Annotated in this window: 24 protein-coding genes and 2 pseudogenes; 21 read left to right on the top strand and 5 right to left on the bottom strand. The window is 63.2% G+C overall.

Annotation, left to right across the window (positions count from 1 at the left end):
* The first annotated feature begins 7 nt into the window (after nt 1-7).
* From MKI86_RS10480 to dnaQ, 4 genes are read left to right on the top strand one after another with little or no spacing between them, the layout of a single operon-like run.
* A complete protein-coding gene (locus MKI86_RS10480; protein WP_241600852.1) occupies nt 8-607 on the top strand; it encodes a Maf-like protein in 600 nt (199 codons plus the stop codon).
* Nucleotides 600-1,457, top strand: coding sequence for a shikimate dehydrogenase (locus tag MKI86_RS10475; protein WP_241600851.1), 858 nt, complete (start codon nt 600-602; stop codon nt 1,455-1,457). Before MKI86_RS10480 ends, MKI86_RS10475 begins: the two co-directional genes overlap by 8 nt.
* Nucleotides 1,457-2,038: a dephospho-CoA kinase gene (gene coaE / locus MKI86_RS10470; protein WP_241600850.1), complete on the top strand. Its 582-nt coding sequence runs from the start codon at nt 1,457-1,459 to the stop codon at nt 2,036-2,038. The genes MKI86_RS10475 and coaE overlap by 1 nt, the downstream gene beginning before the upstream one ends.
* Nucleotides 2,039-2,098: 60 nt before the next feature.
* On the top strand, nt 2,099-2,803 hold the full coding sequence (gene dnaQ, locus MKI86_RS10465) for a DNA polymerase III subunit epsilon (protein ID WP_241600849.1): 705 nt from the start codon (nt 2,099-2,101) through the stop codon (nt 2,801-2,803).
* Between the two features lie 77 nt (nt 2,804-2,880).
* On the opposite strand, the gene secB is transcribed toward dnaQ, so the two are convergent.
* Nucleotides 2,881-3,357, bottom strand: coding sequence for a protein-export chaperone SecB (gene secB / locus MKI86_RS10460; protein WP_241600848.1), 477 nt, complete (start codon nt 3,355-3,357; stop codon nt 2,881-2,883).
* Nucleotides 3,358-3,427: 70 nt separating this feature from the next.
* The gene (locus MKI86_RS10455) at nt 3,428-3,886 is read right to left on the bottom strand and encodes an FxsA family protein (protein WP_370879945.1); all 459 of its coding nucleotides are present in this window, start codon (nt 3,884-3,886) and stop codon (nt 3,428-3,430) included.
* Between the two features lie 143 nt (nt 3,887-4,029).
* On the opposite strand from MKI86_RS10455, the gene MKI86_RS10450 reads away from it, so the two are divergent.
* The 6 genes and pseudogenes from MKI86_RS10450 (at nt 4,030) to gyrB (ending at nt 9,351) form a co-directional block, all read left to right on the top strand.
* Complete coding sequence (locus tag MKI86_RS10450) at nt 4,030-4,731, top strand: Tim44/TimA family putative adaptor protein (protein ID WP_241600846.1); 702 nt, start codon at nt 4,030-4,032, stop codon at nt 4,729-4,731.
* Nucleotides 4,732-4,740: 9 nt separating this feature from the next.
* Nucleotides 4,741-5,856, top strand: a complete 1,116-nt coding sequence (gene mltA, locus MKI86_RS10445; RefSeq protein WP_241600845.1) for a murein transglycosylase A — start codon at nt 4,741-4,743, stop codon at nt 5,854-5,856.
* Nucleotides 5,843-5,945: pseudogene (locus tag MKI86_RS23875) on the top strand (Smr/MutS family protein); the annotation flags it as partial. The gene mltA and the pseudogene MKI86_RS23875, both read left to right, overlap by 14 nt.
* A gap of 119 nt (nt 5,946-6,064) precedes the next feature.
* Nucleotides 6,065-6,409 (top strand): annotated as a pseudogene (locus tag MKI86_RS23870) (Smr/MutS family protein); the annotation flags it as partial.
* The gene (locus MKI86_RS10435; RefSeq protein WP_241600843.1) at nt 6,406-6,783 is read left to right on the top strand and encodes a helix-turn-helix domain-containing protein; all 378 of its coding nucleotides are present in this window, start codon (nt 6,406-6,408) and stop codon (nt 6,781-6,783) included. The pseudogene MKI86_RS23870 and the gene MKI86_RS10435, both read left to right, overlap by 4 nt.
* A gap of 135 nt (nt 6,784-6,918) precedes the next feature.
* Nucleotides 6,919-9,351 (top strand): DNA topoisomerase (ATP-hydrolyzing) subunit B, encoded by a 2,433-nt coding sequence (gyrB, locus tag MKI86_RS10430; protein ID WP_241600842.1) that lies wholly within the window; start codon nt 6,919-6,921, stop codon nt 9,349-9,351.
* Nucleotides 9,352-9,409: 58 nt separating this feature from the next.
* On the opposite strand, the gene MKI86_RS10425 is transcribed toward gyrB, so the two are convergent.
* Nucleotides 9,410-10,003: a nitroreductase family protein gene (locus tag MKI86_RS10425; RefSeq protein ID WP_241600841.1), complete on the bottom strand. Its 594-nt coding sequence runs from the start codon at nt 10,001-10,003 to the stop codon at nt 9,410-9,412.
* A 159-nt stretch (nt 10,004-10,162) separates the two neighbouring features.
* On the opposite strand from MKI86_RS10425, the gene gabD reads away from it, so the two are divergent.
* Entirely contained in the window at nt 10,163-11,614 is a 1,452-nt protein-coding gene (gabD, locus tag MKI86_RS10420) for an NADP-dependent succinate-semialdehyde dehydrogenase (protein WP_241600840.1), read from the top strand.
* Nucleotides 11,615-11,684: 70 nt separating this feature from the next.
* Nucleotides 11,685-12,485: an aldolase/citrate lyase family protein gene (locus MKI86_RS10415; protein WP_241600839.1), complete on the top strand. Its 801-nt coding sequence runs from the start codon at nt 11,685-11,687 to the stop codon at nt 12,483-12,485.
* 131 nt (nt 12,486-12,616) lie between these two features.
* Here the strand turns inward: MKI86_RS10415 and MKI86_RS10410 are convergent, their stop codons facing one another.
* Nucleotides 12,617-13,495 carry a GntR family transcriptional regulator gene (locus MKI86_RS10410; RefSeq protein WP_241600838.1) on the bottom strand — a complete coding sequence of 293 codons (879 nt, stop codon included), beginning with the start codon at nt 13,493-13,495 and terminating at the stop codon, nt 12,617-12,619.
* A 181-nt stretch (nt 13,496-13,676) separates the two neighbouring features.
* Between MKI86_RS10410 and MKI86_RS10405 the strand changes: the two genes are divergently transcribed.
* The 9 genes from MKI86_RS10405 to MKI86_RS10365 all read left to right on the top strand — a co-directional run bounded on the left by MKI86_RS10405 (nt 13,677) and on the right by MKI86_RS10365 (nt 23,025).
* Nucleotides 13,677-14,696, top strand: coding sequence for an aldo/keto reductase (locus MKI86_RS10405; RefSeq protein WP_241600837.1), 1,020 nt, complete (start codon nt 13,677-13,679; stop codon nt 14,694-14,696).
* A gap of 18 nt (nt 14,697-14,714) precedes the next feature.
* Entirely contained in the window at nt 14,715-15,161 is a 447-nt protein-coding gene (locus tag MKI86_RS10400; RefSeq protein WP_241600836.1) for an RbsD/FucU family protein, read from the top strand.
* 209 nt (nt 15,162-15,370) lie between these two features.
* Complete coding sequence (locus MKI86_RS10395; protein ID WP_241600835.1) at nt 15,371-16,360, top strand: ABC transporter substrate-binding protein; 990 nt, start codon at nt 15,371-15,373, stop codon at nt 16,358-16,360.
* 84 nt (nt 16,361-16,444) lie between these two features.
* On the top strand, nt 16,445-17,998 hold the full coding sequence (locus MKI86_RS10390) for a sugar ABC transporter ATP-binding protein (RefSeq protein WP_241600834.1): 1,554 nt from the start codon (nt 16,445-16,447) through the stop codon (nt 17,996-17,998).
* Nucleotides 17,999-18,082: 84 nt separating this feature from the next.
* Nucleotides 18,083-19,057 carry an ABC transporter permease gene (locus MKI86_RS10385; RefSeq protein WP_241600833.1) on the top strand — a complete coding sequence of 325 codons (975 nt, stop codon included), beginning with the start codon at nt 18,083-18,085 and terminating at the stop codon, nt 19,055-19,057.
* A 1-nt stretch (nt 19,058) separates the two neighbouring features.
* The gene (locus MKI86_RS10380) at nt 19,059-20,075 is read left to right on the top strand and encodes a zinc-binding alcohol dehydrogenase family protein (RefSeq protein ID WP_241600832.1); all 1,017 of its coding nucleotides are present in this window, start codon (nt 19,059-19,061) and stop codon (nt 20,073-20,075) included.
* Nucleotides 20,076-20,257: 182 nt separating this feature from the next.
* Nucleotides 20,258-21,556 (top strand): polyhydroxyalkanoate depolymerase, encoded by a 1,299-nt coding sequence (gene phaZ / locus MKI86_RS10375; protein WP_241600831.1) that lies wholly within the window; start codon nt 20,258-20,260, stop codon nt 21,554-21,556.
* Nucleotides 21,557-21,684: 128 nt separating this feature from the next.
* A complete protein-coding gene (locus MKI86_RS10370; protein ID WP_241600830.1) occupies nt 21,685-22,119 on the top strand; it encodes a DUF2852 domain-containing protein in 435 nt (144 codons plus the stop codon).
* 144 nt (nt 22,120-22,263) lie between these two features.
* Complete coding sequence (locus tag MKI86_RS10365) at nt 22,264-23,025, top strand: M48 family metallopeptidase (protein WP_241600829.1); 762 nt, start codon at nt 22,264-22,266, stop codon at nt 23,023-23,025.
* A gap of 22 nt (nt 23,026-23,047) precedes the next feature.
* On the opposite strand, the gene MKI86_RS10360 is transcribed toward MKI86_RS10365, so the two are convergent.
* A complete protein-coding gene (locus MKI86_RS10360) occupies nt 23,048-23,242 on the bottom strand; it encodes a YqaE/Pmp3 family membrane protein (RefSeq protein ID WP_241600828.1) in 195 nt (64 codons plus the stop codon).
* Between the last annotated feature and the right edge of the window lie 29 nt (nt 23,243-23,271).

Here is a 23,271-nt window from a genome sequence, read left to right as displayed (position 1 = left end):
GATTGTCATGACGCCGCCCCTCATCCTTGCTTCGCAAAGTCCCTTTCGCCGCATGCTGATGGAGAATGCCGGCCTTGCCTTCACGGCCGAGGCTGCGACCATCGATGAGCGCGCCGCAGAAGCAGCGCTTGCTGCAAGCAATCCGACGCCGCAGGCGATCGCGGAGGCGCTTGCCATTGAAAAGGCGTGCGACGTGTCCGGCCGCAATCCCGGTGCGCTGGTCATCGGCTCGGACCAGACCCTTTCGCTGGAAGGTCGCGTGTTTCACAAGCCTGCCGACATGGGGGAAGCAAAGTCGCATCTTTCCGCCATGTCCGGCCATACCCATTCGCTCAACTGCGGCATTGCCCTTGTGCGGGATGGGACAGTGCTGTGGCGCCATGTTTCCGTCGCGCACCTGACGATGCGGCCGCTGTCGTCCGATTTCATCGACCGCCATCTCGCCCGCGTCGGAACCCGTGTTCTGGCCAGTGTCGGCGCTTATCAGCTGGAAGGCGAGGGTGTGCAGCTCTTCGAGCGCATAGAGGGCGATTACTTTACGATCCTCGGCCTGCCGTTGCTTCCGTTGCTGGCTAAACTTCGCGATCTGGATGCCATCGATGCATGATTCACGTGAAACATTTCCCCGCCGCGCCTTCGTCACGGGCTATCCGGTCAAACACTCGCGATCGCCTCTGATCCACCGTCACTGGCTGGAAAAGCTTGGTCTTGCAGGAAACTATACGCGCCAGGAAGTCGAGCCTAATGAGTTCGCCGGCTTTATATCGAAGCTGAAGAGCGGTGAATCCGGCTTCATAGGGGGGAATGTCACCATCCCGCACAAGGAGCTGGCCTTCCAGCTGGCCGACAGGCCGGATGCGCTGAGCGAGGAGCTCGGCGCGGCCAATACGCTGTGGCTCGACGATGGCCAGCTGCACGCCACCAATACGGATGGCTACGGTTTCCTCGCCAATCTTGATGCGCTGGCGCCGGGTTGGGACAGGACGGACCGCGCCGTGGTTCTGGGTGCCGGCGGTGCCAGCCGGGCGATCATCCAGGCGGTGCGCGATCGCGGCGTGGCGGAAATCCATGTGCTGAACCGCACCGTGCCCCGCGCCCGCGAACTGGCCGACCGGTTCGGGCCGCGGGTTCATGCCCATGCCATGGAAGCGCTGACCGAGGCCTTGCGCGAGGCAGGGCTTTTCATCAACACCACGTCGCTTGGAATGGAAGGAGAGCCGGCGCCGGATTTCGATTTCTCGCCGCTGGCGGCCGGCGCGGTGGTGACGGATATCGTCTATGTGCCGCTTGTGACGCCGATCCTGCGGCAGGCGCAGCAGCAGGGGTTTGCGACCGTCGACGGGCTCGGCATGCTGTTGCATCAGGCAGTCCCGGGTTTCGAAAAGTGGTTCGGCGTGCGTCCTGAGGTGGACGAGACGCTGCGCAATATCGTGCTCGCCGATATGGACGCGCATTGATGATCGTTCTGGGGCTGACCGGATCGATCGGTACGGGAAAGTCGACGACGGCTGCGATGTTCCGCGAACTGGGCGTTCCCGTGCATGACGCGGACGCGACCGTGCACGACCTTTATATGGGGGAGGCCGTGCAGCCGGTGGCGGCGCGTTTTCCCGGTGCGCTGAACGATGGTGTGATAGACCGCAAGGCGCTGTCGGCCATTCTTGCCGGGGCGCCGGAAGGGTTTCGCGATCTGGAGGCGATCATTCATCCGCTTGTGCGGGCACGCGAGACGGCATTTCTGGCCACCGAGCGGGCGAAGGGATCAGCCCTGGTGGTACTCGATATCCCGCTGCTTTATGAAACCGGTGGCGAAGCGCGGGTGGACAAGGTTGTCGTCGTAACCTGCGATCCGCAGACGCAGCGCGCACGTGTCCTTGCCCGCCCGGGCATGACCGAGGAAAAATTCCAGCTCATTCTGTCGCGCCAGATGCCTGATTTAGAGAAGCGCCGGCGGGCCGATTTCATTATCGATACGGGCCGGGGGCTTGAAGCGGCACACAAACAGGTGGAAGAGGTGATTGCGGAAATCACATCCTAGATGTGAAACCGCCTGCGTGCCGGATGGCACGGCCAAGACTTTGAAAGGACGACGGGACGGATGCGCGAGATCATCTTCGATACGGAAACCACCGGCCTCGACAACAAGCTCGACCGCATCATCGAAATCGGCGGCGTGGAATTGGAGAACCATTTCCCGACCGGCCGCACGCTTCACATCTTCATCAATCCGGGCGACCGCAAGGTTCATCCCGATGCGCTTGCCGTGCACGGCATCACCGACGAGTTTCTGAAAGACAAGAAGCCGTTCGCCGAGGTTGCGGAGGAGATCACCACGTTCTTCGCCGGCGCCCGCTGGGTGGCGCACAATGCCAACTTCGACATGGGCTTCGTCAACGCCGAGTTCGAACGGCTCGGCATGCCGCCCATCTCCATGGAATATGTGACGGATACGCTGGCGCTCGCTCGCCGCAAGCATCCGATGGGCCCGAACTCGCTGGATGCGCTTTGCCGACGCTACGGCATCGACAATTCGCACCGCACGAAGCACGGCGCGCTTCTAGACTCCGAGCTTCTCGCCGAAGTCTATATCGAGATGATCGGGGGCCGGCAGGCAGCACTCGGTCTCGGTAGCGCAGAGAACGGCCGAAAGACCCTGGTCGAAGCGGACGATGACATCATCCAGCCGCTCGGCGTGCGGCCCAACCCGCTTGCCCCCCGCCTTTCGGATGAAGAACGCGCCGCCCATGCCGCCATGGTGCAAAAGATGGGCGACAAGGCCATCTGGGCGAAATACGGCGATTGAATCCGGCTCACGACAGATAAAAGAAAACGCCCGGCCACATCGTGACCGGGCGTTTGTGTCTGTATGGTCTGGCCGGATTAGTTCGGCTGGACTTTTGCCTTGACCTGTTCTTCGGCCATGCGCTGGGCGAACATCTGCGCGAAATCGATCGGGTCGATCATCAGGGGCGGGAAGCCGCCGTTGCGGGTGGCGTCGGAGATGATCTGGCGGGCGAACGGGAACAGCAGGCGCGGGCACTCGATGAAAAGAACCGGCAGCATGTGCTCCTGCGGGAAGCCCGTGATGCGGAACACGCCGCCATAGGAGAGTTCGGCGTTGAAGAGCACCTTGTCGCCCTCCTTTGCTTCTGCATTCAGCGAAAGCACGACGTCGAAATCGGATTCGGCCAGCGGGTTGGCGTTGACATTGACGCTGATGTTGATCGCCGGGGCCTTGTCACGGGCCTGGAGCGAGCGCGGGGCACCCGGATTTTCGAAGGAGAAGTCCTTCACATACTGCGCAAGGATGTTGAGCGAGGGGTTCGCGGCGTCGTTCTGGGTGGCTGCGTCAGTCATGGAAATATCCTCGGGGACTCTGGAAAGTCAGGCCATCTAGCATTTCGGCCATGGCCTTACAACCCTCGGCTCAGGGCCGGCCGTCGCGATGGAAGTCGCCCTGATCGAGGTCGATGGTGCGGTCCGGCTCGGTTTGCGGCCGTGCGCCGCCCTGCATATTGCCGATATCCACGACAACCATGTTGCGCATCAGTCTGTTCCATAGAAAGGTCCGCACGGGCGGAAGAAACAGCGCCAGCCCGACGATATCGGTGAGAAAGCCGGGAATGATGAAGAGGATGCCGGCAATCAGGATCATCGCGGCATCGAGCAGTTCCTTGCCGGGCGCGCGGCCCTGCTGGCCGGACTGGCGAATGCGGGTCAGCACGCCGAACCCCTGGATACGCATCAGCAGGATTCCGACCACTGCGGAGAGCACGACGAGCCCGAGTGTCGGCATCAGCCCGATGCGCCGTCCGACCAGAATGAAGCAGGCGATTTCCGCCAGCGGCAAGAGAAGAAAGAAGAATGCAAAGAGAAGTCTCAACATGGTCTCCAGTGTCGCATAGATTTCCGCCAGCCGATACCGCGCGCAAATGGCTCGCGCATTCACGTCATCGCCATTTGAATGATCCGCCGTTGCGGACTATATGGGGAAGATAACTAAAAACAGGAACCGGCAGCGGATCGATAATGGGCTCATTCGACTTTGTAACGATTTTCTTCCTCGTGGCTGCGGTGGTGATCTTTCTCCAGTTGCGCAGTGTGCTTGGCCGCCGCACCGGTAGCGAGCGCCCGCCGTTCGATCCGTATAGCAAGCGGGAAGGCGTGGAGCCGGCAGATTCGGCCGATCGCGGCAAGGTCGTGACCCTGCCGCGACGGGATCTCGACGAGGATGAAAACCCCTACGCCGCCATCGATGCCTATGCCGCACCGGGCACGCCGCTCAACGAGCCGCTGCGGGCACTCGCCAAGACCGACCCGTCCTTCGAGCCGAAGAAATTCGTCGATGGCGCGCGCATGGCCTACGAGATGATTGTCGTCGCTTTCGCCGATGGCGACCGCAAGACGCTGAAGAACCTTCTCTCCCGCGAGGTCTATGAAGGCTTCGATGCTGCGATCTCCGAGCGTGAGAGCAAGGGCGAGGTCGTTCGGTCCTCGTTTGTCGGCATCGAGAAGGCCGATATCGTCGGCGCCGAGGTCAAGGACAGCGAAGCCAACATCACGCTGCGCATCATCAGCCAGCTGATTTCCGCCACCTATGACAAGGACGGCAAGCTGGTCGAGGGCGATGCGGACACGGTGGCCGAGGTCAACGACCTCTGGACCTTCGCCCGCGATACCCGCTCGCGCGATCCGAACTGGAAACTGATTGCCACCGAATCGGAAGGCTGAGCACGCGTCATGGACTACCGTCTGGTTCCGGCCCGGTTTTCCGCGATTCCCGGCTGGGGCGAGGACGATCCGACACCGCTGATGGCGGCCATGCGCCGCTGTCGCGACCATATCCGCGACATCAAGCCCTACAAGACAGGCTCGCTCGGCATAACCGCCGGCGAGCTTTTGTCCTTGCTGGATGCGGCGGTCGCTGAAGACCCGCAGGGCGCCGACGCCGTGCGGGCCTTTTTCGAGGCACACACCGTTCCCTTCCTCATCGAGAAGGTGGATGGCACGCCCGGCTTTGTCACCGCCTTTTATGAGCCGGAAGTGGCCGTGCGCGCCGCGCCGGACGCGGAGTATCGCTATCCGTTCTATCGCCGGCCGTCCGATCTGGTCGATATCGATGACAACAATCGTCCCGCGGGATTTCCGGCCGGCTACGCCTTCGGCCTTCGGACCGACGACGGGATCGTCGAGCATCCGGATCGTGGCGAGATCGAGCGCGGTTTTCTCTCGCGACGCGGGCTGGAAATCGCCTATGCCCGCTCCAGGGTCGATGTGTTCTTCGCGCATGTGCAGGGCGCAGCACGGCTCGTCTATCCCGATGGGACGCTCAAGCGCATCACCTACGCCGGCAAGTCGGGCCATCCCTTTTCACCGATCGGCAAGCTTCTGATCGATCGCGGCGAGATCGATGCGGCAACTGTCTCGATGGCTTCGATCCGTAATTGGCTCGCCCGCAACGAAGATCAGGTCGATGCGGTTTTATGGCACAATCGCTCCTTCATCTTCTTCAAGGAGGCCGCAGTCGACGATGTCGAACTCGGGCCGATCGCCGCGGCCAAGGTGCCGCTGGTCGCTGGCCGCTCGCTTGCGGTCGACCGGATGATTCATACCTTCGGCCTGCCCTTCTTCATCTCGAGCGACAGCCTCACCCATATGGACGGCGGCAAGCCGTTCCGGCGACTGATGCTGGCGCTGGATACCGGCACGGCGATCGTTGGGGCGGCGCGCGGTGATATCTTTACGGGATCGGGCGATGCGGCGGGTGCGCTGGCGGGCCATGTGCGCAACGCGGCGACCTTCCATATTCTCCTCCCCCAGGCGGCAGCGGAGCGCTACCTGCATGCCGAAGGATAAGAACCTTTCCAGCGAGGATCGCATCCTGTGGGGCAAGGTGGCGCGCAGCACGCGCGCCATGCCTGGCAAGCTCGATGCGTTGAGCGAATTCGAGGCCGCCTTCATCGAGACGGTCGAAGAGAATCCGGTCTCCAAACCGAAAAAGGCGAAAGCCGAGAAGCCTGCCGCCGAAGGTATCACGCTCAGCATCGGCCGCGGCAAGGAGACGAGGCACCATCCGCTGGAGCTTCCCGTCAAGCGCAAGATCGCCAAGGGCCGCCTGGCGCTGGAGGCACGCATCGACCTGCACGGCATGGTCCAGAGCGAGGCGCACGGCTTTCTGCTCGGCTTCCTCATCCGGGCGCATGAGCGCGGGATGCGCCATGTGCTCGTCATCACCGGCAAGGGCACGTCGCTGGGCAGCGACGGCGCGCTGAAGCGGGCGGTGCCGCTCTGGTTCTCCCTGCCGGAATTCCGGCCGCTCATCTCGTCCTATGAGCCCGCCGCCCGCAACCATGGCGGCGATGGCGCGCTCTATGTCCGGCTCGCCCGCCAGCCGGGAGAGAAGCGATGACCACGCCGTTCGGCAAGGCCGTGCGCCACCTGCGTGACCGCAAGGGCGTCTCGCAGAAAGAAATGGCGGCAGCACTCGGCGTGAGCCCCGCCTACCTTTCGGCGCTGGAACACGGCAAGCGCGGCACGCCGAGCTTCGATTTCCTCCAGCGCGTCGCCGGCTACTTCAACGTCATCTGGGATGAGGCGGAAGAACTGTTCCGCATTGCGCAGATTTCCGACCCCCGTGTAGTGGTGGATACATCGGGTCTTCCGCCCGAATACACCGCCCTTGCCAACCGGCTTTCTGCCGAGATCCGCGATCTGCCGCCTGCGACTGTCCGCCGTCTGGCGGGTATTCTCGAAAAAGCGTGCAATTCCCGGGTAAAACCCTGAAGATACCCTGAATTCTGCCGGTTTTCGGCGCTCTCAGATTTGGAACTTGCATTCAAAATCCCTATATTCAGGACTTGGAAAACGGTGATTCGCCGCGCCTCCCGCGTTTCGCGAAACCTCTGGAAAGACGTTTGTATGACTGACACACCCGAGACCGAAAACGGCCCGGCCGAGTATGGCGCAGATTCGATCAAGGTTCTGAAGGGACTCGATGCGGTGCGCAAGCGCCCCGGTATGTATATCGGTGACACCGATGACGGCTCGGGGCTGCACCACATGGTCTACGAGGTCGTCGACAACGCGATCGACGAGGCGCTGGCGGGACACGCGGATATCGTGACGGTCACCCTCAATGCGGACGGTTCCGTCACCGTGACGGACAATGGCCGCGGCATTCCGACCGACATCCACAAGGAAGAGGGCGTGTCGGCGGCCGAGGTCATCATGACCCAGCTCCATGCCGGCGGTAAGTTCGACCAGAACTCCTACAAGGTCTCCGGCGGCCTGCACGGCGTGGGTGTGTCGGTGGTGAACGCGCTGTCCGTCAAGCTCAAGCTCAAGATCCGCCGCAGCGGCAAGATCCATGAAATGTCCTTCACCCACGGCGTTGCGGACGGACCGCTGACCGTGACGGGTGACGCCGGCAACGAGACCGGCACGGAAGTCACCTTCCTGCCCTCGACCGAGACGTTCTCGAACATCGAATTCGTCTATTCCACGCTGGAACACCGCCTGCGCGAGCTCGCCTTCCTCAATTCCGGCGTGCGCATTCTCCTGACGGATCGCCGGCATTCGGATATCAAGCAGGACGAACTGATGTACGAAGGCGGCCTCGAAGCCTTCGTGACCTTCCTCGACCGTGCGAAGAAGCCGCTGGTCGACAAGCCTATCTCCATCCGCGGCGAGAAGGACGGCATCACCGTCGAAGTCGCCATGTGGTGGAACGACAGCTACCACGAGAACGTGCTCTGCTTCACCAACAACATTCCCCAGCGCGATGGCGGCACGCATATGGCGGGCTTCCGCGGCGCGCTGACGCGCCAGGTCGTCTCCTATGCCGAAAGCTCCGGCATCATGAAGAAGGAAAAGGTCACGCTGACCGGCGATGACTGCCGCGAAGGCCTGACCGCCGTGCTTTCGGTGAAGGTGCCCGACCCGAAATTCTCCTCGCAGACCAAGGACAAGCTGGTGTCTTCTGAGGTTCGTCCGGTCGTGGAAAGCCTTGTCAACGAGGCGCTCAGCATCTGGATGGAAGAGCATCCGACCGATGCCAAGACGCTCATTGGCAAGGTCGTCGAGGCCGCTGCTGCGCGCGAAGCCGCCCGCAAGGCGCGCGAACTGACGCGCCGCAAGGGCGCACTCGACATCTCATCATTGCCCGGCAAGCTCGCCGACTGCTCGGAGCGCGATCCGGCAAAGTCCGAAGTCTTCCTCGTCGAGGGCGATTCGGCCGGTGGCTCGGCCAAGCAGGGCCGCTCGCGCGAGAACCAGGCGATCCTGCCGCTGCGCGGCAAGATCCTCAATGTGGAGCGCGCGCGCTTCGACAAGATGCTGTCCAGCCAGGAGATCGGCACGCTGATCACCGCGCTCGGCACGTCGATCGGCAAGGACGAGTTCAACGCCGACAAGCTGCGCTACCACAAGATCATCATCATGACGGACGCCGACGTCGACGGCGCCCATATTCGCACGCTGCTGCTCACCTTCTTCTTCCGCCAGATGCCGGAGCTGATCGAGCGCGGCCATCTCTATATCGCCCAGCCGCCGCTCTATAAGGTATCGCGCGGTAAATCGAGCCAGTACCTGAAGAACGAAAAGGCGCTGGAAGACTACCTGATCGGCACCGGCCTCGATGATGCGGCGCTTGAGCTTTCGACCGGCGAAGTGCGTGTCGGGCAGGACGTCCTCGAGCTCATCCAGGATGCCTTGCGCCTGCGAACGCTGCTCGACGGCCTGCATTCGCGCTACAGCCGTGACATCGTCGAGCAGGCGGCCATTGCCGGCGGGCTGAACCTCGAACTCAGCCATGACCGCGACGCCTACGCCGCCATGGCAACGGAAGTCGCCCGACGCCTCGACCTCATCGCCGAGGAGACGGAGCGCGGCTGGGAGGGTTCGGTCGCAACCGATGGCGGCCTGCGTTTCGAGCGCATGGTGCGCGGCGTCAAGGAATTCGCCCATATCGACATGGCCCTGATCGGCTCCGCCGATGCGCGCCATATCGATCAGCTCTCCGCGCGCCTGAAGGAAACCTATTCGGTGCCGCCGGTGCTGCGCCGCAAGGATGGCCAGACCGAGATCACCGGTCCCCGCGCCCTTCTGGACGCCGTCTTCGCCGCCGGCCGCAAGGGCTTGTCCATGCAGCGCTACAAGGGGCTTGGTGAAATGAACGCCGAACAGCTGTGGGAAACGACGCTCGATCCGAACGTCCGCTCGCTGCTGCAGGTCAAGGTGAATGACGCCACCGACGCCGATGGCCTGTTTGCCCGGCTGATGGGCGACGAGGTGGAGCCGCGGCGCGACTTCATCCAGGAAAACGCCCTGAGCGTCGCCAACCTCGATATCTGATCGTCCCGATATCTGAATTGCAAGGAGCCGCCCCTGGGGCGGCTCTTTTCTATTGCGCTCAGGCGGAGAACTTGCCTTCGGAAATGAAGGCGGTAACGGGTTTGCGCGTGCTCGGCACCTCGCGCTGCATCAGGTCTTCCGGCAGCGTTTCCTTCGGCGCGATCCTGCCGATGGCAAGTGCCGCTTCCACCCGGAAATTGTCGGGGATACCCAGAATCTCTTTCAGTGCCTCGCGGTCGACACCGCCCATGGCATGGGCGTGATAGCCCGCGCGCGTTGCTTCCAGCGCAAGGTAGGCCCAGGCCGCGCCGGTATCGAACGCATGGGTAAAGGCCGGGCGCAATTCGCCCTCGGCATTGGGAATGTGGGTCTGTGAGACAATGGCAACGAGCGCCGAAGCCTTGTCAGCCCAGCGGCGGTTGCCCTCGAAAAGCGTGTTAAAGATCGTGTCGAAAGCCTCCGTACCGCGGTGTCCGTAGACGAAACGCCAGGGCTGGCTGTTGGCGGCCGACGGCGCCCAGCGCGCGGCTTCGAACAGCGAGAGTAGCGTTTCCTGTGGCATGGCCTCGCCGGTAAAGGCGCGGGGCGACCAGCGGTCGAGAAAGATCGGATCGATGGTGTGGTCGGCCTTGCGGCCGGTCGGATGGGTCATTGCGAGCCTCGAATGTCAGAATGTGCGCCGCAACATTAGACCTGCGCCCGGCCGCTGCGAAGCGCCAAAATTGCATGTCTGTCGCATTGTCGAAGGGGTGGCTGACGCCCTATAACACTGGTCGAAGACCGGATGGCATCGTGAAATGGGAGAATACCGATGAGCCTGAAAGATCCGAGCCTGCTTCGCCAGGCAGCCCTTGTCGGCACGCGCTGGATCGAAGCGGATGGTAGCGGCATTGCGGTGAAGAACCCGGCGACGGGCGAGCTTGTCGGCTATGTTCCCAAGCTTGGTGCCAAGGAGACGAAGGAAGCCATCGACGCCGCGGCGGCGGCGCAGAAGGGCTGGGCCGCACGTACCGCGAAGGAACGCTCGGCGGTGCTGCGCAAGTGGTTCGACCTGATGATCGAGAACAAGGACGATCTCGGCCGCATCCTCACCATGGAACAGGGCAAGCCGCTTGCCGAGGCGACCGGCGAGATCGTCTATGGCGCAAGCTTCATCGAGTGGTTTGCCGAGGAAGCCCGCCGTCTCTACGGCGATATCGTGCCCGGTCACCAGAAGGACAAGCGCATCCTCGTGATGAAGCAGCCGATCGGTGTGGTCGCGGCCATCACGCCGTGGAACTTCCCCAACGCCATGATCACACGCAAGGCCGGTCCGGCCTTCGCCGCCGGGTGCGCCATGGTGCTGAAGCCGGCCTCACAGACGCCGTTCTCGGCGATTGCCATTGCCGTGCTGGCCGAGCGCGCCGGCCTGCCCGCAGGCCTGTTCTCGGTCGTCACGGGCTCTGCCCGCGAGATCGGCGCGGAACTGACCGCCAATCCCGTTGTGCGCAAGCTCACCTTCACCGGTTCGACGGAAATCGGTGCCGAGCTCTACAAGCAGTGCGCGCCGACCATCAAGAAGCTCGGCCTGGAGCTCGGCGGCAATGCGCCCTTCATCGTTTTCGACGATGCCGATCTGGATGCGGCGGTCGAGGGCGCGATGATCGCCAAGTTCCGCAACAACGGCCAGACCTGCGTGTGCGCCAACCGGCTCTATGTGCAGGATGGCGTCTATGACGCCTTCTCGGAAAAGCTTGCGGCCGCCGTCGGCAAGCTCAAGACCGGCAACGGCTTCGACGAGGGCGTGATCCTCGGGCCGCTGATCGACGAGGCTGCCCTCGAGAAGGTCGAGGAACATGTGGCCGATGCCGTGAGGAAGGGCGGCAAGGTCATCCAGGGCGGCAAGCGCCATGAATTGGGCGGCACCTTTTACCAAGCGACGGTCATTGCCGGCGTGACGCCTGACATGGCGGTGGCGCGCGAGGAGACCTTCGGCCCGGTCGCGCCGCTCTTCCGCTTCAAGGACGAGGACGATGTCATCGCGCAGGCGAACGACACGGAGTTCGGCCTTGCCTCCTATTTCTACGCCAAAGAGCTTTCGCGGGTGTTCCGTGTGGCCGAAGCGCTGGAATACGGCATGGTGGGCGTCAATACTGGCCTTATCTCGACGGCCGAAGCGCCATTCGGTGGCGTGAAACTCTCCGGCCTCGGTCGCGAGGGCTCGCGCTACGGCATCGAGGAGTTCACCGAAATCAAATATGTCTGCCTCGGCGGCATCGGCTGAGAACAAGGCAGGGTTTCGTGTGTCCGGCCGGCCTTTGCCGGCCGGTTTGCGTTTGAAGAAAGGGTATACCGTGGCTGCTCCGAAAAACACCTTCAAGGCCGCGCTTGGCGAGGGCCGGTTCCAGCTGGGGCTCTGGGTAGCACTCGGCAGCGCCTATGCGGCCGAAATCCTCGCGACCAGTGGTTATGACTGGCTGCTGATCGACGGCGAGCATGGTCCGAATGACGTTCCGCTGATGGGCGCGCAGCTTGGTGCGCTGCGTCACACGCCCACGCATGCCATGGTTCGCCCGCCGATGGGTGAAGCCTGGATCCTCAAGCAACTGCTCGATCAGGGCGCCCAGACCTTCCTCATTCCCATGGTCGAATCCGCCGAACAGGCACAGGCGCTGGTGCGCGCCCTGCGCTATCCGCCCCATGGCATCCGCGGAGTTGGCGCGGGCCTCGGCCGCGCGAGCGATTTCAACCGCGTGCCGGATTACGTGACGACCGCCAATGACGAGATCTGCCTCATCGTGCAGGTGGAAAACCGCGCAGGCCTTGCCGCCATAGACGAGATCGCGGCGGTTGAGGGTGTCGACGGCATTTTCATCGGCCCGTCTGACCTTGCCGCCGATATGGGTCATCTCGGCAATCCCGGCGCGCCGGAGGTGCTGGCCGCCATTACCCATGCCTTTAGCCGGATCAAGGCCCATGGCAAGGGCCGTGGCATCATGACGGTCTCGCTGCCGCAGGCTGAGGTCTATCGTAATCTCGGGGCGGATTTCATGGCGATCGGCACCGACGTGAATTGCCTTGTTGGGGCTGTGGGCGATCTGCGCCGCCAGTTTCTCGGCGAAGCCGCCCCGGAGACACGCGGCGGAGGTTACTGACCGCCCGCGTTCGTTGCCGGGAGCTGCGAGCGCGTCGCCCTTTCTCAGGGCCTCGTCGTTGAAAAGGTTCGTATGCGCCTGGAGGAAGCGGCTGGTTCAGAACTGCAGGATCGGCGTGGCCGGCGGCTCCGTCAGTTGATGGACTGAAGCAGGGTTTCGCGGGCGGATTTCAGGTGTTGACGGCAGGCCAGCTCGATCTCGATGGGATCGCGCGAACGCAATGCCGCGATATAGGCGAGGTGTTCCTCCAGCGCGCGGGCGTTGCGCTGGCGGGCGTTCGTCTTGTTCCACTGGTAGTGATAGTGGAAGACGATGGCGATCACGTCGTAGAAATCCACGATAAAGCGGTTGCGCGAGGCGCGGTGCACCAGAAGATGGAAGCGCTCGTCGAGCTCGGAGAAATCCAGGTAACGATTGTCGATATCGGCGAGGATTTCGCGATGCACGGCCTCGATGGCGTCCAGCTCCTGCCAGGCCGCGTGATCCTTCGGCAGATGGGCGAAGGCGGCCGCCGAGCGCAGCTCGAAGATTTCACGCACTTCCGTCAGTTCAAGCGCGAATTCACGCGTAAAGCCTTTCAACACCCAATGGCTGTTCGGCCGCTTCTCGATCAGACCGAAGCGGCTGAAACGGATCAGGAATTCGCGCACGCCCGTCGTGCCGATGCCGATCTCTCGTGCCAGTTCCAGTTCGTTGATCTGCATGCCGGGCTGCGCGCCGCCGTCGAGAATCCGGCGCATGAAGCTGCGCTCGATGATTTCGGACAGCGAATCCGTCTCTTCCGTCGGAAAATAGTCGGCTGCCACGGGCTTTCTGAGCACGATCTTGCGCCGCTTGTCCCAGGTCAGCAGGCCGACTTCCTCCAGCCGCCCGAGGATTGCGCGGACGGTGGTTCGGCTCACGCCGAGCGTAGCGCCCAGTTCCGGTTCCGAGGGCAGGCTTGCCGTCTGTTCCAGAAGCTTGAGGCAGCGATTGAAGGCGTCCTTGAAGACTGTGTTCTGCTTGGCCATGGTGCTGCCGTTCGTTGTGTCCTGCGCCCCTTAACGGCTGAACGGGCGAATGGCCAGATGCCCTGGCGGAAGTGCGCGCCGTCCTGTTGCGTTCGGGACGTCATATTACCCATTGACGATAATCTGTCTATTGTCGATAAAAGACAGGTAGCCGGCGGGAGGACGCCGGCCGGGAGGATCCATGAAGACACGCACCATCGCGGGGACCGACCTTGCCGTGACCGAATTCAGTTTCGGCACGGCAGCGCTTGGCGGCCTGTACCGGGCCTGCCCGCGCGATGCGGCGATGGAAACGCTGGACGCGGCCTGGGACGAGGGGATCCGCTATTTCGATACCGCCCCCTGGTACGGTTTTGGCCTGGCGGAGCGCCGCACCGGCGATTTCCTGCGTGACAAGCCGTCGGCAAGCTATGTGCTATCCAGCAAGGTCGGGCGCATCATGGTTCCCGTCACCGACGACAAGGTGCCCAACTACGGCTATGTCGATCCGCTGCCCTTCGATGTGCGCTACGATTACAGCTATGACGGCATCATGCGCTCGGTGGAACTCAGCCATGCCCGCCTTGGCCTGAACCGTATCGATATGCTCTATGTACACGATATCGGCGTCTATACGCACGGTGCCGAACGCAATGCCTTCCATCTACGCCAGCTGCTCGATTCCGGCCTGAAGGCCCTGTCGGAACTGAAATCGTCGGGAGCGATCAAGGCCTACGGGCTCGGCGTCAACGAGGTGCCGGTCTGCCTCGATGTCATGCCCCATGCCGATCTCGACTGCATCCTGCTCGCCGGACGCTACACATTGCTGGACCGCACGGCAGAGAGCAAGCTTCTGCCGCTTTGCGCGGCGCGGGGAACGTCGCTGGTGGTGGGCGGTGTTTTCAATTCCGGCATTCTTGCAACCGGCCCGGTCGAGGGCGCGCATTTTGATTACATGCCGGCAACATCAGACGTCGCCGCCAAGGTGGGCGCGATGATGGAGATCGCGGAGAAGAACGGCGTGCCGCTTGCCGCGCCGGCGCTGAGGTTCCCGCTGGAAAACCCTTCCGTCGCCTCCATCCTCATCGGCACCGCGCGGCCCGAGAGCCTGCGCCGAAACATGCAGCTTGCGCGCGCGCCGCTGCCCGATACCATTTACCCGGCTTTCGAGCCGTATACGCTGGTCGCGCCCGAACTCGGGCGTGAGGCCGTGCGACAATAGCGTGGAAGGTCGAAACCCATGTTGAAAGGCATCCATCCCCTGCTTGGTCCCGACCTGCTGCACGTCCTGCGGTCGATGGGCCACGGCGATGACATCGTGATCGCCGACGCGAATTTCCCGGTGACGTTCCTCGGTCCACGGGTCGTGCGCGCGGATGGCGTGGACGCCGTTGCGATGGCCGAGGCGATCCTGACCCATATGCCGCTCGACACCTTCGTGCCGGAAGCGGCGTGGCGCATGGAGGTCGTGGGCGATCCCGGTGCGGTGCCGGAGGTCTGCGCGACCTTCCAGGAGATCGTGCACCGGCACGCAGGCGATTTCACGATCCATTCGGTCGAGCGTTTTGCCTTCTATGAGATGGCCCGCAAGGCGGCCTGCATTGTGGCCACGACGGAAGCGCGTCTTTATGGCAATCTGATCTTGAAGATGGGTGTCGTGCACCCGCATGAATCCGCCCGGATCTAGGATCCGACGCCGTCGTTTGGGAGGACGAGGGCATGGACTGGAGTGCTGAAAAACACGGTTTCCGAGGGAGGAATACCCCGCTTGCCAAGGCGTAGAGGCGGGTGTAGCTTGCAACGATAATTGTTTTTTATCGATAAAAGATCGAGTTGTTCGCTTCCTGCAACCCGATCCGGCAAGGAGGACAGGAAGCACCTGAGAGGAGAACCCAGATGAGCATTGTAAGATCGCTTCTGACCCGCCGCGCCTTCACCGCGCTTGCGGGTGCCGCAGTCCTCGCCACCATGACGCCTGCGCCGTCTTTCGCGCAGGAAGTCACCATTCCCATCATCGTGAAGGACACCACCTCCTTCTACTGGCAGATCGTGCTGGCCGGCGCGCGTCAGGCCGGCAAGGATCTCGGCGTCAAGGTGCCGGAACTCGGCGCCCAGTCGGAAGCCGACATCAACGGCCAGATCACCATTCTCGAAAACGCGGTGGCCGGCGCCCCGGCCGCCGTGGTCATCTCACCCACGGAGTTCAAGGCGCTCGGCAAGCCGATCGATGAGGCGGCGAAGTCCGTTCCGATCATCGGCATCGACTCGTCGGCGGATTCCAAGGCCTTCACCTCGTTCCTGACGACCGATAACGTCCAGGGTGGCCGCATCGCCGCCGAAGGGCTCGCTGCCGCCATCAAGGCCGCGACGGGCAAGGACGAGGGCGACATCGCCATCATCACCAGCCTTCCGGGTGTCGGCTCGCTCGACCAGCGCCGCGAAGGCTTCCTGGATGAGGTGAAGACCAAGTATCCGGGCCTCAAGGTCGTCGCGGACAAATATGCTGACGGCCAGGCCACGACCGGCCTCAACATCATGACCGACCTCATCACTGCCAACCCGGACCTGGTCGGCGTCTTCGCCTCCAACCTCATCATGGCGCAGGGCGTTGGTCAGGCGATCGCGGAAAACAAGCTCGGCGACAAGATCAAGGTCATCGGCTTCGACAGCGACGAAAAGACTGTCGGTTTCCTCAAGGAAGGCGTGCTGGCCGGCCTCGTCGTGCAGGATCCATACCGAATGGGCTATGATGGCGTGAAGACGGCGCTCGCCGTCTCCAAGGGCGAGAAGGTCGAAACCTTCGTCGATACCGGCGCCAATCTCGTGACCAAGGACAATATGGCCGATCCCAAGATCGATGCCCTCCTGAACCCGAAGGTCAACTGATCGGCCGGGCCTTCACGGCCCCGCCACGTCCCGCCCGGGCGCGTGCTTCGGGCGGGATGCTTTCCCCATCAGGGAGGAAACGCCATGAGCAGCCTCGAAGAACTCAGCCGCCGGCATGAAGACCAGGCTGAACTTGCCGAATCCGATACCGTGCCGCGCGGCGAGTCCATCCTCGAATTGCGTGGCCTGCAGAAGAAATACGGTCTCGTCGAGGCCCTGAAACCGGTGTCGCTCACCTTCCTGGCGGGCGAGATCCACGCCATCGTCGGTGAGAACGGTGCCGGAAAGTCCACCCTGATCAAGCTTTTGACCGGCGTTATCCGGCGCACCGCCGGCGAGGTCTTCTGGTGCGGCAAGCCCGTGCAACTCGCCACCCCCACCGAAGCCATATCCCGCGGCATCAATGCAGTGCATCAGGAAGTCGTGTTGTGCCCGCACCTGTCGGTGGCCGCCAACATGTTCCTCGGCGACGAGATGAACCGCAATGGCCTGATGCGCAAGGGTGCCATGGAAAAGGCCGCGCAGGCGGTGCTTGACGATCTCGGCTTCCATCTGCCGGCCGGGGCAATGCTGGAGAGCCTCACCATCGGCCAGCAGCAGCTGGTCGCCACCGCCAAGGCCGCCATGCGCGGCATCCGCTTCATCATCTTCGACGAGCCGACGGCCTATCTGACGCGTCAGGAATCCGCCCAGCTCTTCCGCCTCATCCGCCGCCTGCGCGATCAAGGTGTCACGGTCGTCTATATCAGCCACCGCATGGAGGAGGTCTTCGAGCTGGCCGACCGCGTGTCGGTGCTGCGTGACGGCACCCATGTCGGCACGCGCCTGATCGGCGAGACCAACGAGAACGAGCTGATCGCCTTGATGATCAACCGCTCGATCGAGCAGATCTACCACAAGGAACAGGTGCCGGCCGGCGATGTCATCGTCGAGACGAAAGGTCTGTCAGGCCCGGGTTTCGAGGATGTCTCGCTGACGGTTCGCGCCGGTGAGATCGTCGGTCTCTACGGCCTCATCGGGGCAGGGCGCAGCGAGTTTGCGCTCGGCCTCTACGGCCGTCAGCCCGTGACCGCCGGAGAGATTTTCTGGGAGGGCCGCAAGGTATCGATCCCCAATGAGCGGGTCGCCATGGCGCTCGGCATTGCGCTTGCGCCGGAAAGCCGGCGCGACCAGGGCCTTTGCCTCAACCTGCCCATCGGGCTCAACATCAACCTCCCGGTCCTCAAGCGGCTGAGTTCAGGCCTGACGATTAGGCGGGGCGATGCCGCGCGCAATGCCGAGCGCCAGATCGCCGATCTGCGCATCAAGACGCCGTCGCGCCATGTGCTCGCCTCGGCCATGTCCGGCGGCAACCAGCAGAAGATCGTTATCGGCAAGTGGCTGAGCCACGGCGCGCGGCTCTTCATCTTCGACGAACCGACCGTCGGCGTCGATGTCGGCACCAAGGCGGAAATCTACCGGCTGTTTGGCGAGCTGCTCAAGCAGGGGGCCGGCATCATCCTGATCTCGTCCTACCTGCCGGAAGTTTACGAGCTCGCCGACCGGCTGCACGTCTTCCGCGGCGGCCGGCTTGTCGCCAGTCACGACCACCGGACGGCCTCGCATGAGGACGTCCTGACCCAGGCCATCGGCAGTTAGAGCGGTGCCGGCAAGAATGTGCAGCGGTCCAGCGTGTGAAATCGCGCAAGGCTGGCTGAGCGTCGCGCAGAAAGGGAGAAGAACATGAGCGTTGAGACGACGACGGAAAGCGCACCGGCACCCCGGAAGGGCACGAATATCCTGCTCGGCCTGACGCTGCTCGGGCTCCTGCTGGCGCTCTGGGTGGCGCTGGGATTCGCAACGAATGCCTTCTGGTCGCCCAACAACATCTCGAACCTTTTGCGTCAGGGCGCGATGACGGCGATCCTTGCCGTCGGCCAGACCTTCGTGATCATCACCGCCGGCATCGACCTGTCAGTGGGGGCCATTGTCGGCTTCACCAGCGTCATCGTTGCCTGGCTGCTTCAGGCCGGCGTCCCGCTCTGGGCCTCGATCATCCTGACATTGCTCATCGGCGTGGCGATCGGCGCGTTCCACGGCTTCGGCATCGTGCGCATGGGCCTGCCGCCCTTCATCATCACGCTGGCGACGCTCACCTCTCTGCGCGGCATCGGCCTCCTGATCACCAACGGCTCGACCATCTCGATTTCGCACGAGGGTTTCACCAATTTCTCGCGCGCGGATTTCCTGGGCATCCCCAGCCTGTTCTGGATGGTCATCCTGGTCGGCATCCCGGCCTTCATATTTCTCCATCTCTCGCGCTTCGGCCGCTATCTCTTCGCCGTCGGCTCCAACAAGGAGGCAGCGCGGCTTTCCGGCGTGAATGTCGATCGGACGATCTATCTCGCCTATATCCTGTCGGCCACCTGCGCGGCCTTCGTCGGCCTTTTGCTCGCCTCGCGCATCGGCATCGGCAACGCCACGCAGGCGGAAGGCTGGGAACTCCAGGCGATCGCCTCGTCGGTTATCGGCGGCACCAGCCTGTTCGGTGCGGTCGGTTCCGTGCATGGTCCGCTGCTCGGCGCCTTTATCCTCGCGACGATCAACAACGGCGCCAACCTGCTCAACGTCAACTCGTTCTGGCAGCGCATCATCACCGGCCTGCTGATCATCATCATCGTCTATTTCGACCAGTTGCGTCGCCGCGGAAGCCGCTGAGATGAGAGCTGTCATCTGCCTAGAACCCGGCCGCCTTGCGCTGGTCGAACGGGAGCCGCCGGCCAGCGTGCCGCCGGGCTGGGCGCGCGTCGCCGTCAGCCATGTCGGCATCTGCGGCACCGACTATCATATCTTCCAGGGCAAGCACCCATTCCTCGAATATCCCCGCATCATGGGCCACGAAATCTCCGGCACCGTGGTCGAACCAGGCGAAAGCGGGCTTGCCACCGGCATGACGGTGGTGGTTAACCCCTACATTTCCTGCGGTACCTGCATCGCCTGCCGCAAGGACAAGCCCAATTGCTGCACGGCTATCCGCGTGCTCGGCGTGCACACGGACGGGGCGTTCTGCGAGGAAATCGTCGTGCCCGGTGACAACCTTTATCCGGCCGAAGGACTGTCTCCCGAGGCCGCGGCGATGGTCGAGTTCCTCGCCATCGGCGCCCATGCTGTGCGCCGCTCGCTGGCGCCGGAAGGATCGCGGGCGCTTGTCATCGGTGCCGGGCCGATCGGTCTCGGCACCGCGATCTTTTCGCGCATCGCCGGCCATACGGTCACGATGATGGATACCTCCGCCGAACGGCTGGCCATGGCCGATACGCATTTCGGCTTTGGCGACGGCCTGCTTGCCAGCGCGTCGGCGGCGACGGATGTCGCGCGAATGACGGGTGGCGAGGGCTTCGACGTGGTGTTCGACGCCACCGGCCACGCCGGCTCGATGGAGGGCGCCTTCGCCCATGTCGCCCACGGCGGCACGCTGGTGCTGGTGAGCGTGGTGAAGGACGACATCCGGTTTTCCGACCCGGAATTCCACAAGCGCGAGATGATGCTGGTCGGCAGCCGCAATGCGCTGCGTGTCGATTTCGATCATGTCATGGCCAGCATGCGGGCGGGCCGGGTGCCCGTCGAGGCACTCGTCACCCACCGCACCACGCTGGAGCGCGCGCCGGAGGATCTTGCCCGATGGGCAACGCAGAAGTCCGGGCTCATAAAAGCCATCGTGCACGTTGCGGCCTGAGCCAGCGCGGCGCGGAGCCACGCCGCAACCGTTCATTTCCCCGAAAGGATCGCGCGTCTAGGATGCCGGTGTGGCGTGTTGCCACGCAGCGAAAACCTGTTAGTGTTTTCGCAACTGCGGAAACCGGGTGAGACGATGCGGCGGGCCACGGCCCCGCATCGGGAAATGGGATAACGCGTCCGATGTATTATCAGCTCTACGAACTCAACCATGCGATGATGGCGCCCTGGCGCGCTGCGGCGGACCAGATGCGGATCGCCTTCCGCAATCCGCTCAATCCGCTCGCGCACACCTATTTCGGCCGCACGATGGCGGCGGGCTTCGAGGTTCTCGAGCGCAGCACCCGCCGCTACGGCAAACCCGATTTCGACCTGCCGCAGACCACCATCGACGGCAAGAGCGTGTCCGTCCACGAGAAGATCGTGTGGAAGCGGCCCTTCTGCAATCTCATCCATTTCGAGCGCTGTCTGCCGGCCGGCCATCCAAAGGACCCGAAGATCCTGATCGTCGCGCCGATGTCCGGCCACTATGCGACCCTGCTCCGCGGTACCGTGGAAGCGCTGCTGCCGCATGCCGAAGTGCACATCACCGATTGGGTGGATGCGCGCATGGTGCCGCTGTCCGACGGCGGCTTCGACCTTGACGATTACATCGATTACGTCATCCAGATGCTGCATGCGCTGGGACCGGATACCCATGTCGTGGCGGTCTGCCAGCCGGCGGTGCCGGTGCTGGCCGCGGTCGCGGTGATGGAGGCTGACAACGATCCGCTCTCGCCCTCCACCATGACGCTGATGGGCGGGCCGATCGATACGCGTATCAATCCCACGGCGGTCAACAAGCTCGCCGAGGAAAAGCCCATCGAGTGGTTCCGCGACAATGTCATCATGCCCGTGCCGTGGCCGCAGCCGGGCTTCATGCGCATGGTCTATCCCGGTTTCCTGCAACTGTCGGGCTTCATGTCGATGAACCTCGACCGCCATGTCGTCGCGCACAAGGAGTTCTTCGCCCATCTGGTGAAGAACGACGGCGACGCGGCCGAAAAGCACCGTGACTTCTACGACGAATATCTCGCGGTCATGGACCTCACGGCCGAGTTCTATCTCCAGACCGTGGAAACCGTGTTCATGAAGCACGCCCTGCCGAAGGGTGAGATGATGCACCGCGCGCGTCCAGTCGATACGACGGCCATCCGCAACGTGGCGCTGCTGACGGTCGAGGGGGAGAACGACGACATCTCGGGCGTCGGTCAGACGAAGGCGGCGCAGACGATCTGCACCAACATCCCCGACGACATGCGCATGCACTACATGCAGCCCGATGTCGGCCATTACGGCGTCTTCAACGGCTCGCGCTTCCGCAAGGAGATCGCGCCGCGCATCGTGTCCTTCGTGCAGGCACACGGCAAGGCGTCCAGGGCCAAGCCGTCCAAACCTGTAACTCGGGTCATCAAGGGCGGAAAATCCGAGGGCGCGGCCTGATTTTTCGGGCCGTTTACAGGCACTTGCCCGAATTAACCTTGTGCCGTCTTGAACGCGACCGGCGGTCTAACCACATCGGATTCACCGGAAACCGAGGTGGTTTCCGGCGATCGTGAGGAAGATTGCACATGAATCAGTCAGCCCTGATCCGTCCCGACTGGACCCCCGCGACCATCGCCCTGATGGTGCTCGGCTTCGTGGTGTTCTGGCCGCTCGGCCTTGCCATGCTGGCCTACATCATCTTCGGCGACCGCCTGAAGTCCTTCAGGAAGGACGCCAATGATACCGTCGATGGCATGTTCGCCTCCTGCCGCAGCGCCTTCGGCCGCGGCAAGGGCCCTGCCTTCCGCCGCGCCACCGGCAATGTCGCCTTCGACGACTGGCGCGACGCCGAACTGTCGCGCCTCGATGAGGAACGCCGCAAGCTCGACGAGATGCGTGAAGAGTTCGATTCCTATGTCCGCGAGCTTCGCCGCGCCAAGGACCAGGAAGAGTTCGACCGCTTCATGCGCGAACGCCGCAGCGAAGGCAAAGGCGACGTGCCCGGTTTTCCGGCAACGTAAGTCGCCTTGGCTCTATGGTCGTGGTCGGGCTGATCCCGGCCATGCCGGCGGAGACTAGACAAGCACTGAAATCAACCGGCGCCGCGAGCGCCGGTTTTTTGTTGGGCCGTTTCAGACGGTCTCGAATCGGCTAAGAAGAGCAGCATGTTTCCCTCGTTCCGCAAGCCCAGAAAGGCCCTGAAGTCACCGCCTCCGCCGGAGCGGCGGGAGATCGACGTCAATGGTCGCCAGTTGCCGCTCACCATACGGCGGGACCTGCGCGCGACACGCCTGACGCTGCGCATCGAACCCGGCGGACGGGCGCTGCGCATGACGGTGCCGTCGGGCATTGCCGAGCGCGACATCAGGGATTTTCTCGATCGTCATCAGGGCTGGCTGATGACCAAGCTCGCGAAGTTCCGCACCACCAACGAACTGGCCGATGGCGGCTATGTCATGATCCGCGGCGTGCCCCATCGCATCGAGGCGACGGGCCGCCTGCGCGGGATCACGGAAGCGGTGCTGGTGGACGACGAAGCGGTGCTGCGTGTCGGCGGCATGGAGGAAAGCATTCCCCGCCGCATTTCCGATTTTCTGAAGAAGGAGGCACGGCTGGATCTCGACCGGCTTGTTGCCGTCCACGCCGGCCGCATCGGGCGCAAGGTCAAGTCGATGACGTTGCGCGATACCCGCAGCCGCTGGGGCTCCTGCTCGGCGGACGGCGCACTCAGCTTCTCCTGGCGCATCGCCATGGCGCCGCCCCATGTCATCGATTATCTCGCCGCCCATGAGGTGGCGCATCTCCAGGAGATGAACCACAGCGCTGCCTTCTGGGCACTGTGCGAAAGGCTATGCCCTGCAACGGAGGAGGCAAAGCGCTGGCTGAAGCGCAACGGAAGCCTGCTGCACGCCGTCGATTTCGGCTGATCCATCCCGGGAGCGCGAAAGACTAGCGCCGGTTGCCGAGCGCTTCGCTGATCTTCTTGTCGGTGTTGTATTGGCCAAGTGCATAGACGGCCCAGATCGCGGCCGGCAGCCAGCCGATCAGCGTTACTTGCAAGATGAGGCAGATGATGCCGGCAATCGGCCGTCCGATGGTGAAAAATGCGAGAAAGGGCAGGAGGATGGCAATGATGAGCCGCATGATGGTCTCCGGTCGTTCGTTTCCTTCCA

The organism is Shinella sedimenti (assembly GCF_022601905.1).
Lineage (GTDB): Bacteria > Pseudomonadota > Alphaproteobacteria > Rhizobiales > Rhizobiaceae > Shinella > Shinella sedimenti.
The sequence above is the reverse complement of the archived record's forward strand: the minus strand, read 5'-3'. Positions and strand labels throughout refer to the sequence as shown.

Bases quoted from the DNA above. Each gene is read 5' to 3' on its own strand.
- MKI86_RS10475 (WP_241600851.1), top strand. From the start codon at position 600: ATGCATGATTCACGTGAAACATTTCCCCGCCGCGCCTTCGTCACGGGC.
- MKI86_RS10480 (WP_241600852.1), top strand. From the start codon at position 8: ATGACGCCGCCCCTCATCCTTGCTTCGCAAAGTCCCTTTCGCCGCATG.
- MKI86_RS10385 (WP_241600833.1), top strand. From the start codon at position 18,083: ATGAGCGTTGAGACGACGACGGAAAGCGCACCGGCACCCCGGAAGGGC.
- MKI86_RS10405 (WP_241600837.1), top strand. From the start codon at position 13,677: ATGAAGACACGCACCATCGCGGGGACCGACCTTGCCGTGACCGAATTC.
- MKI86_RS10400 (WP_241600836.1), top strand. From the start codon at position 14,715: ATGTTGAAAGGCATCCATCCCCTGCTTGGTCCCGACCTGCTGCACGTC.
- mltA (WP_241600845.1), top strand. From the start codon at position 4,741: ATGGACTACCGTCTGGTTCCGGCCCGGTTTTCCGCGATTCCCGGCTGG.
- MKI86_RS10360 (WP_241600828.1), bottom strand. From the start codon at position 23,242: ATGCGGCTCATCATTGCCATCCTCCTGCCCTTTCTCGCATTTTTCACC.
- phaZ (WP_241600831.1), top strand. From the start codon at position 20,258: ATGTATTATCAGCTCTACGAACTCAACCATGCGATGATGGCGCCCTGG.
- MKI86_RS10435 (WP_241600843.1), top strand. From the start codon at position 6,406: ATGACCACGCCGTTCGGCAAGGCCGTGCGCCACCTGCGTGACCGCAAG.
- coaE (WP_241600850.1), top strand. From the start codon at position 1,457: ATGATCGTTCTGGGGCTGACCGGATCGATCGGTACGGGAAAGTCGACG.
- MKI86_RS10390 (WP_241600834.1), top strand. From the start codon at position 16,445: ATGAGCAGCCTCGAAGAACTCAGCCGCCGGCATGAAGACCAGGCTGAA.
- secB (WP_241600848.1), bottom strand. From the start codon at position 3,357: ATGACTGACGCAGCCACCCAGAACGACGCCGCGAACCCCTCGCTCAAC.
- gyrB (WP_241600842.1), top strand. From the start codon at position 6,919: ATGACTGACACACCCGAGACCGAAAACGGCCCGGCCGAGTATGGCGCA.
- MKI86_RS10450 (WP_241600846.1), top strand. From the start codon at position 4,030: ATGGGCTCATTCGACTTTGTAACGATTTTCTTCCTCGTGGCTGCGGTG.
- MKI86_RS10395 (WP_241600835.1), top strand. From the start codon at position 15,371: ATGAGCATTGTAAGATCGCTTCTGACCCGCCGCGCCTTCACCGCGCTT.
- MKI86_RS10425 (WP_241600841.1), bottom strand. From the start codon at position 10,003: ATGACCCATCCGACCGGCCGCAAGGCCGACCACACCATCGATCCGATC.
- dnaQ (WP_241600849.1), top strand. From the start codon at position 2,099: ATGCGCGAGATCATCTTCGATACGGAAACCACCGGCCTCGACAACAAG.
- MKI86_RS10410 (WP_241600838.1), bottom strand. From the start codon at position 13,495: ATGGCCAAGCAGAACACAGTCTTCAAGGACGCCTTCAATCGCTGCCTC.
- MKI86_RS10380 (WP_241600832.1), top strand. From the start codon at position 19,059: ATGAGAGCTGTCATCTGCCTAGAACCCGGCCGCCTTGCGCTGGTCGAA.
- MKI86_RS10455 (WP_370879945.1), bottom strand. From the start codon at position 3,886: ATGTTGAGACTTCTCTTTGCATTCTTCTTTCTTCTCTTGCCGCTGGCG.
- MKI86_RS10365 (WP_241600829.1), top strand. From the start codon at position 22,264: ATGTTTCCCTCGTTCCGCAAGCCCAGAAAGGCCCTGAAGTCACCGCCT.
- MKI86_RS10370 (WP_241600830.1), top strand. From the start codon at position 21,685: ATGAATCAGTCAGCCCTGATCCGTCCCGACTGGACCCCCGCGACCATC.
- gabD (WP_241600840.1), top strand. From the start codon at position 10,163: ATGAGCCTGAAAGATCCGAGCCTGCTTCGCCAGGCAGCCCTTGTCGGC.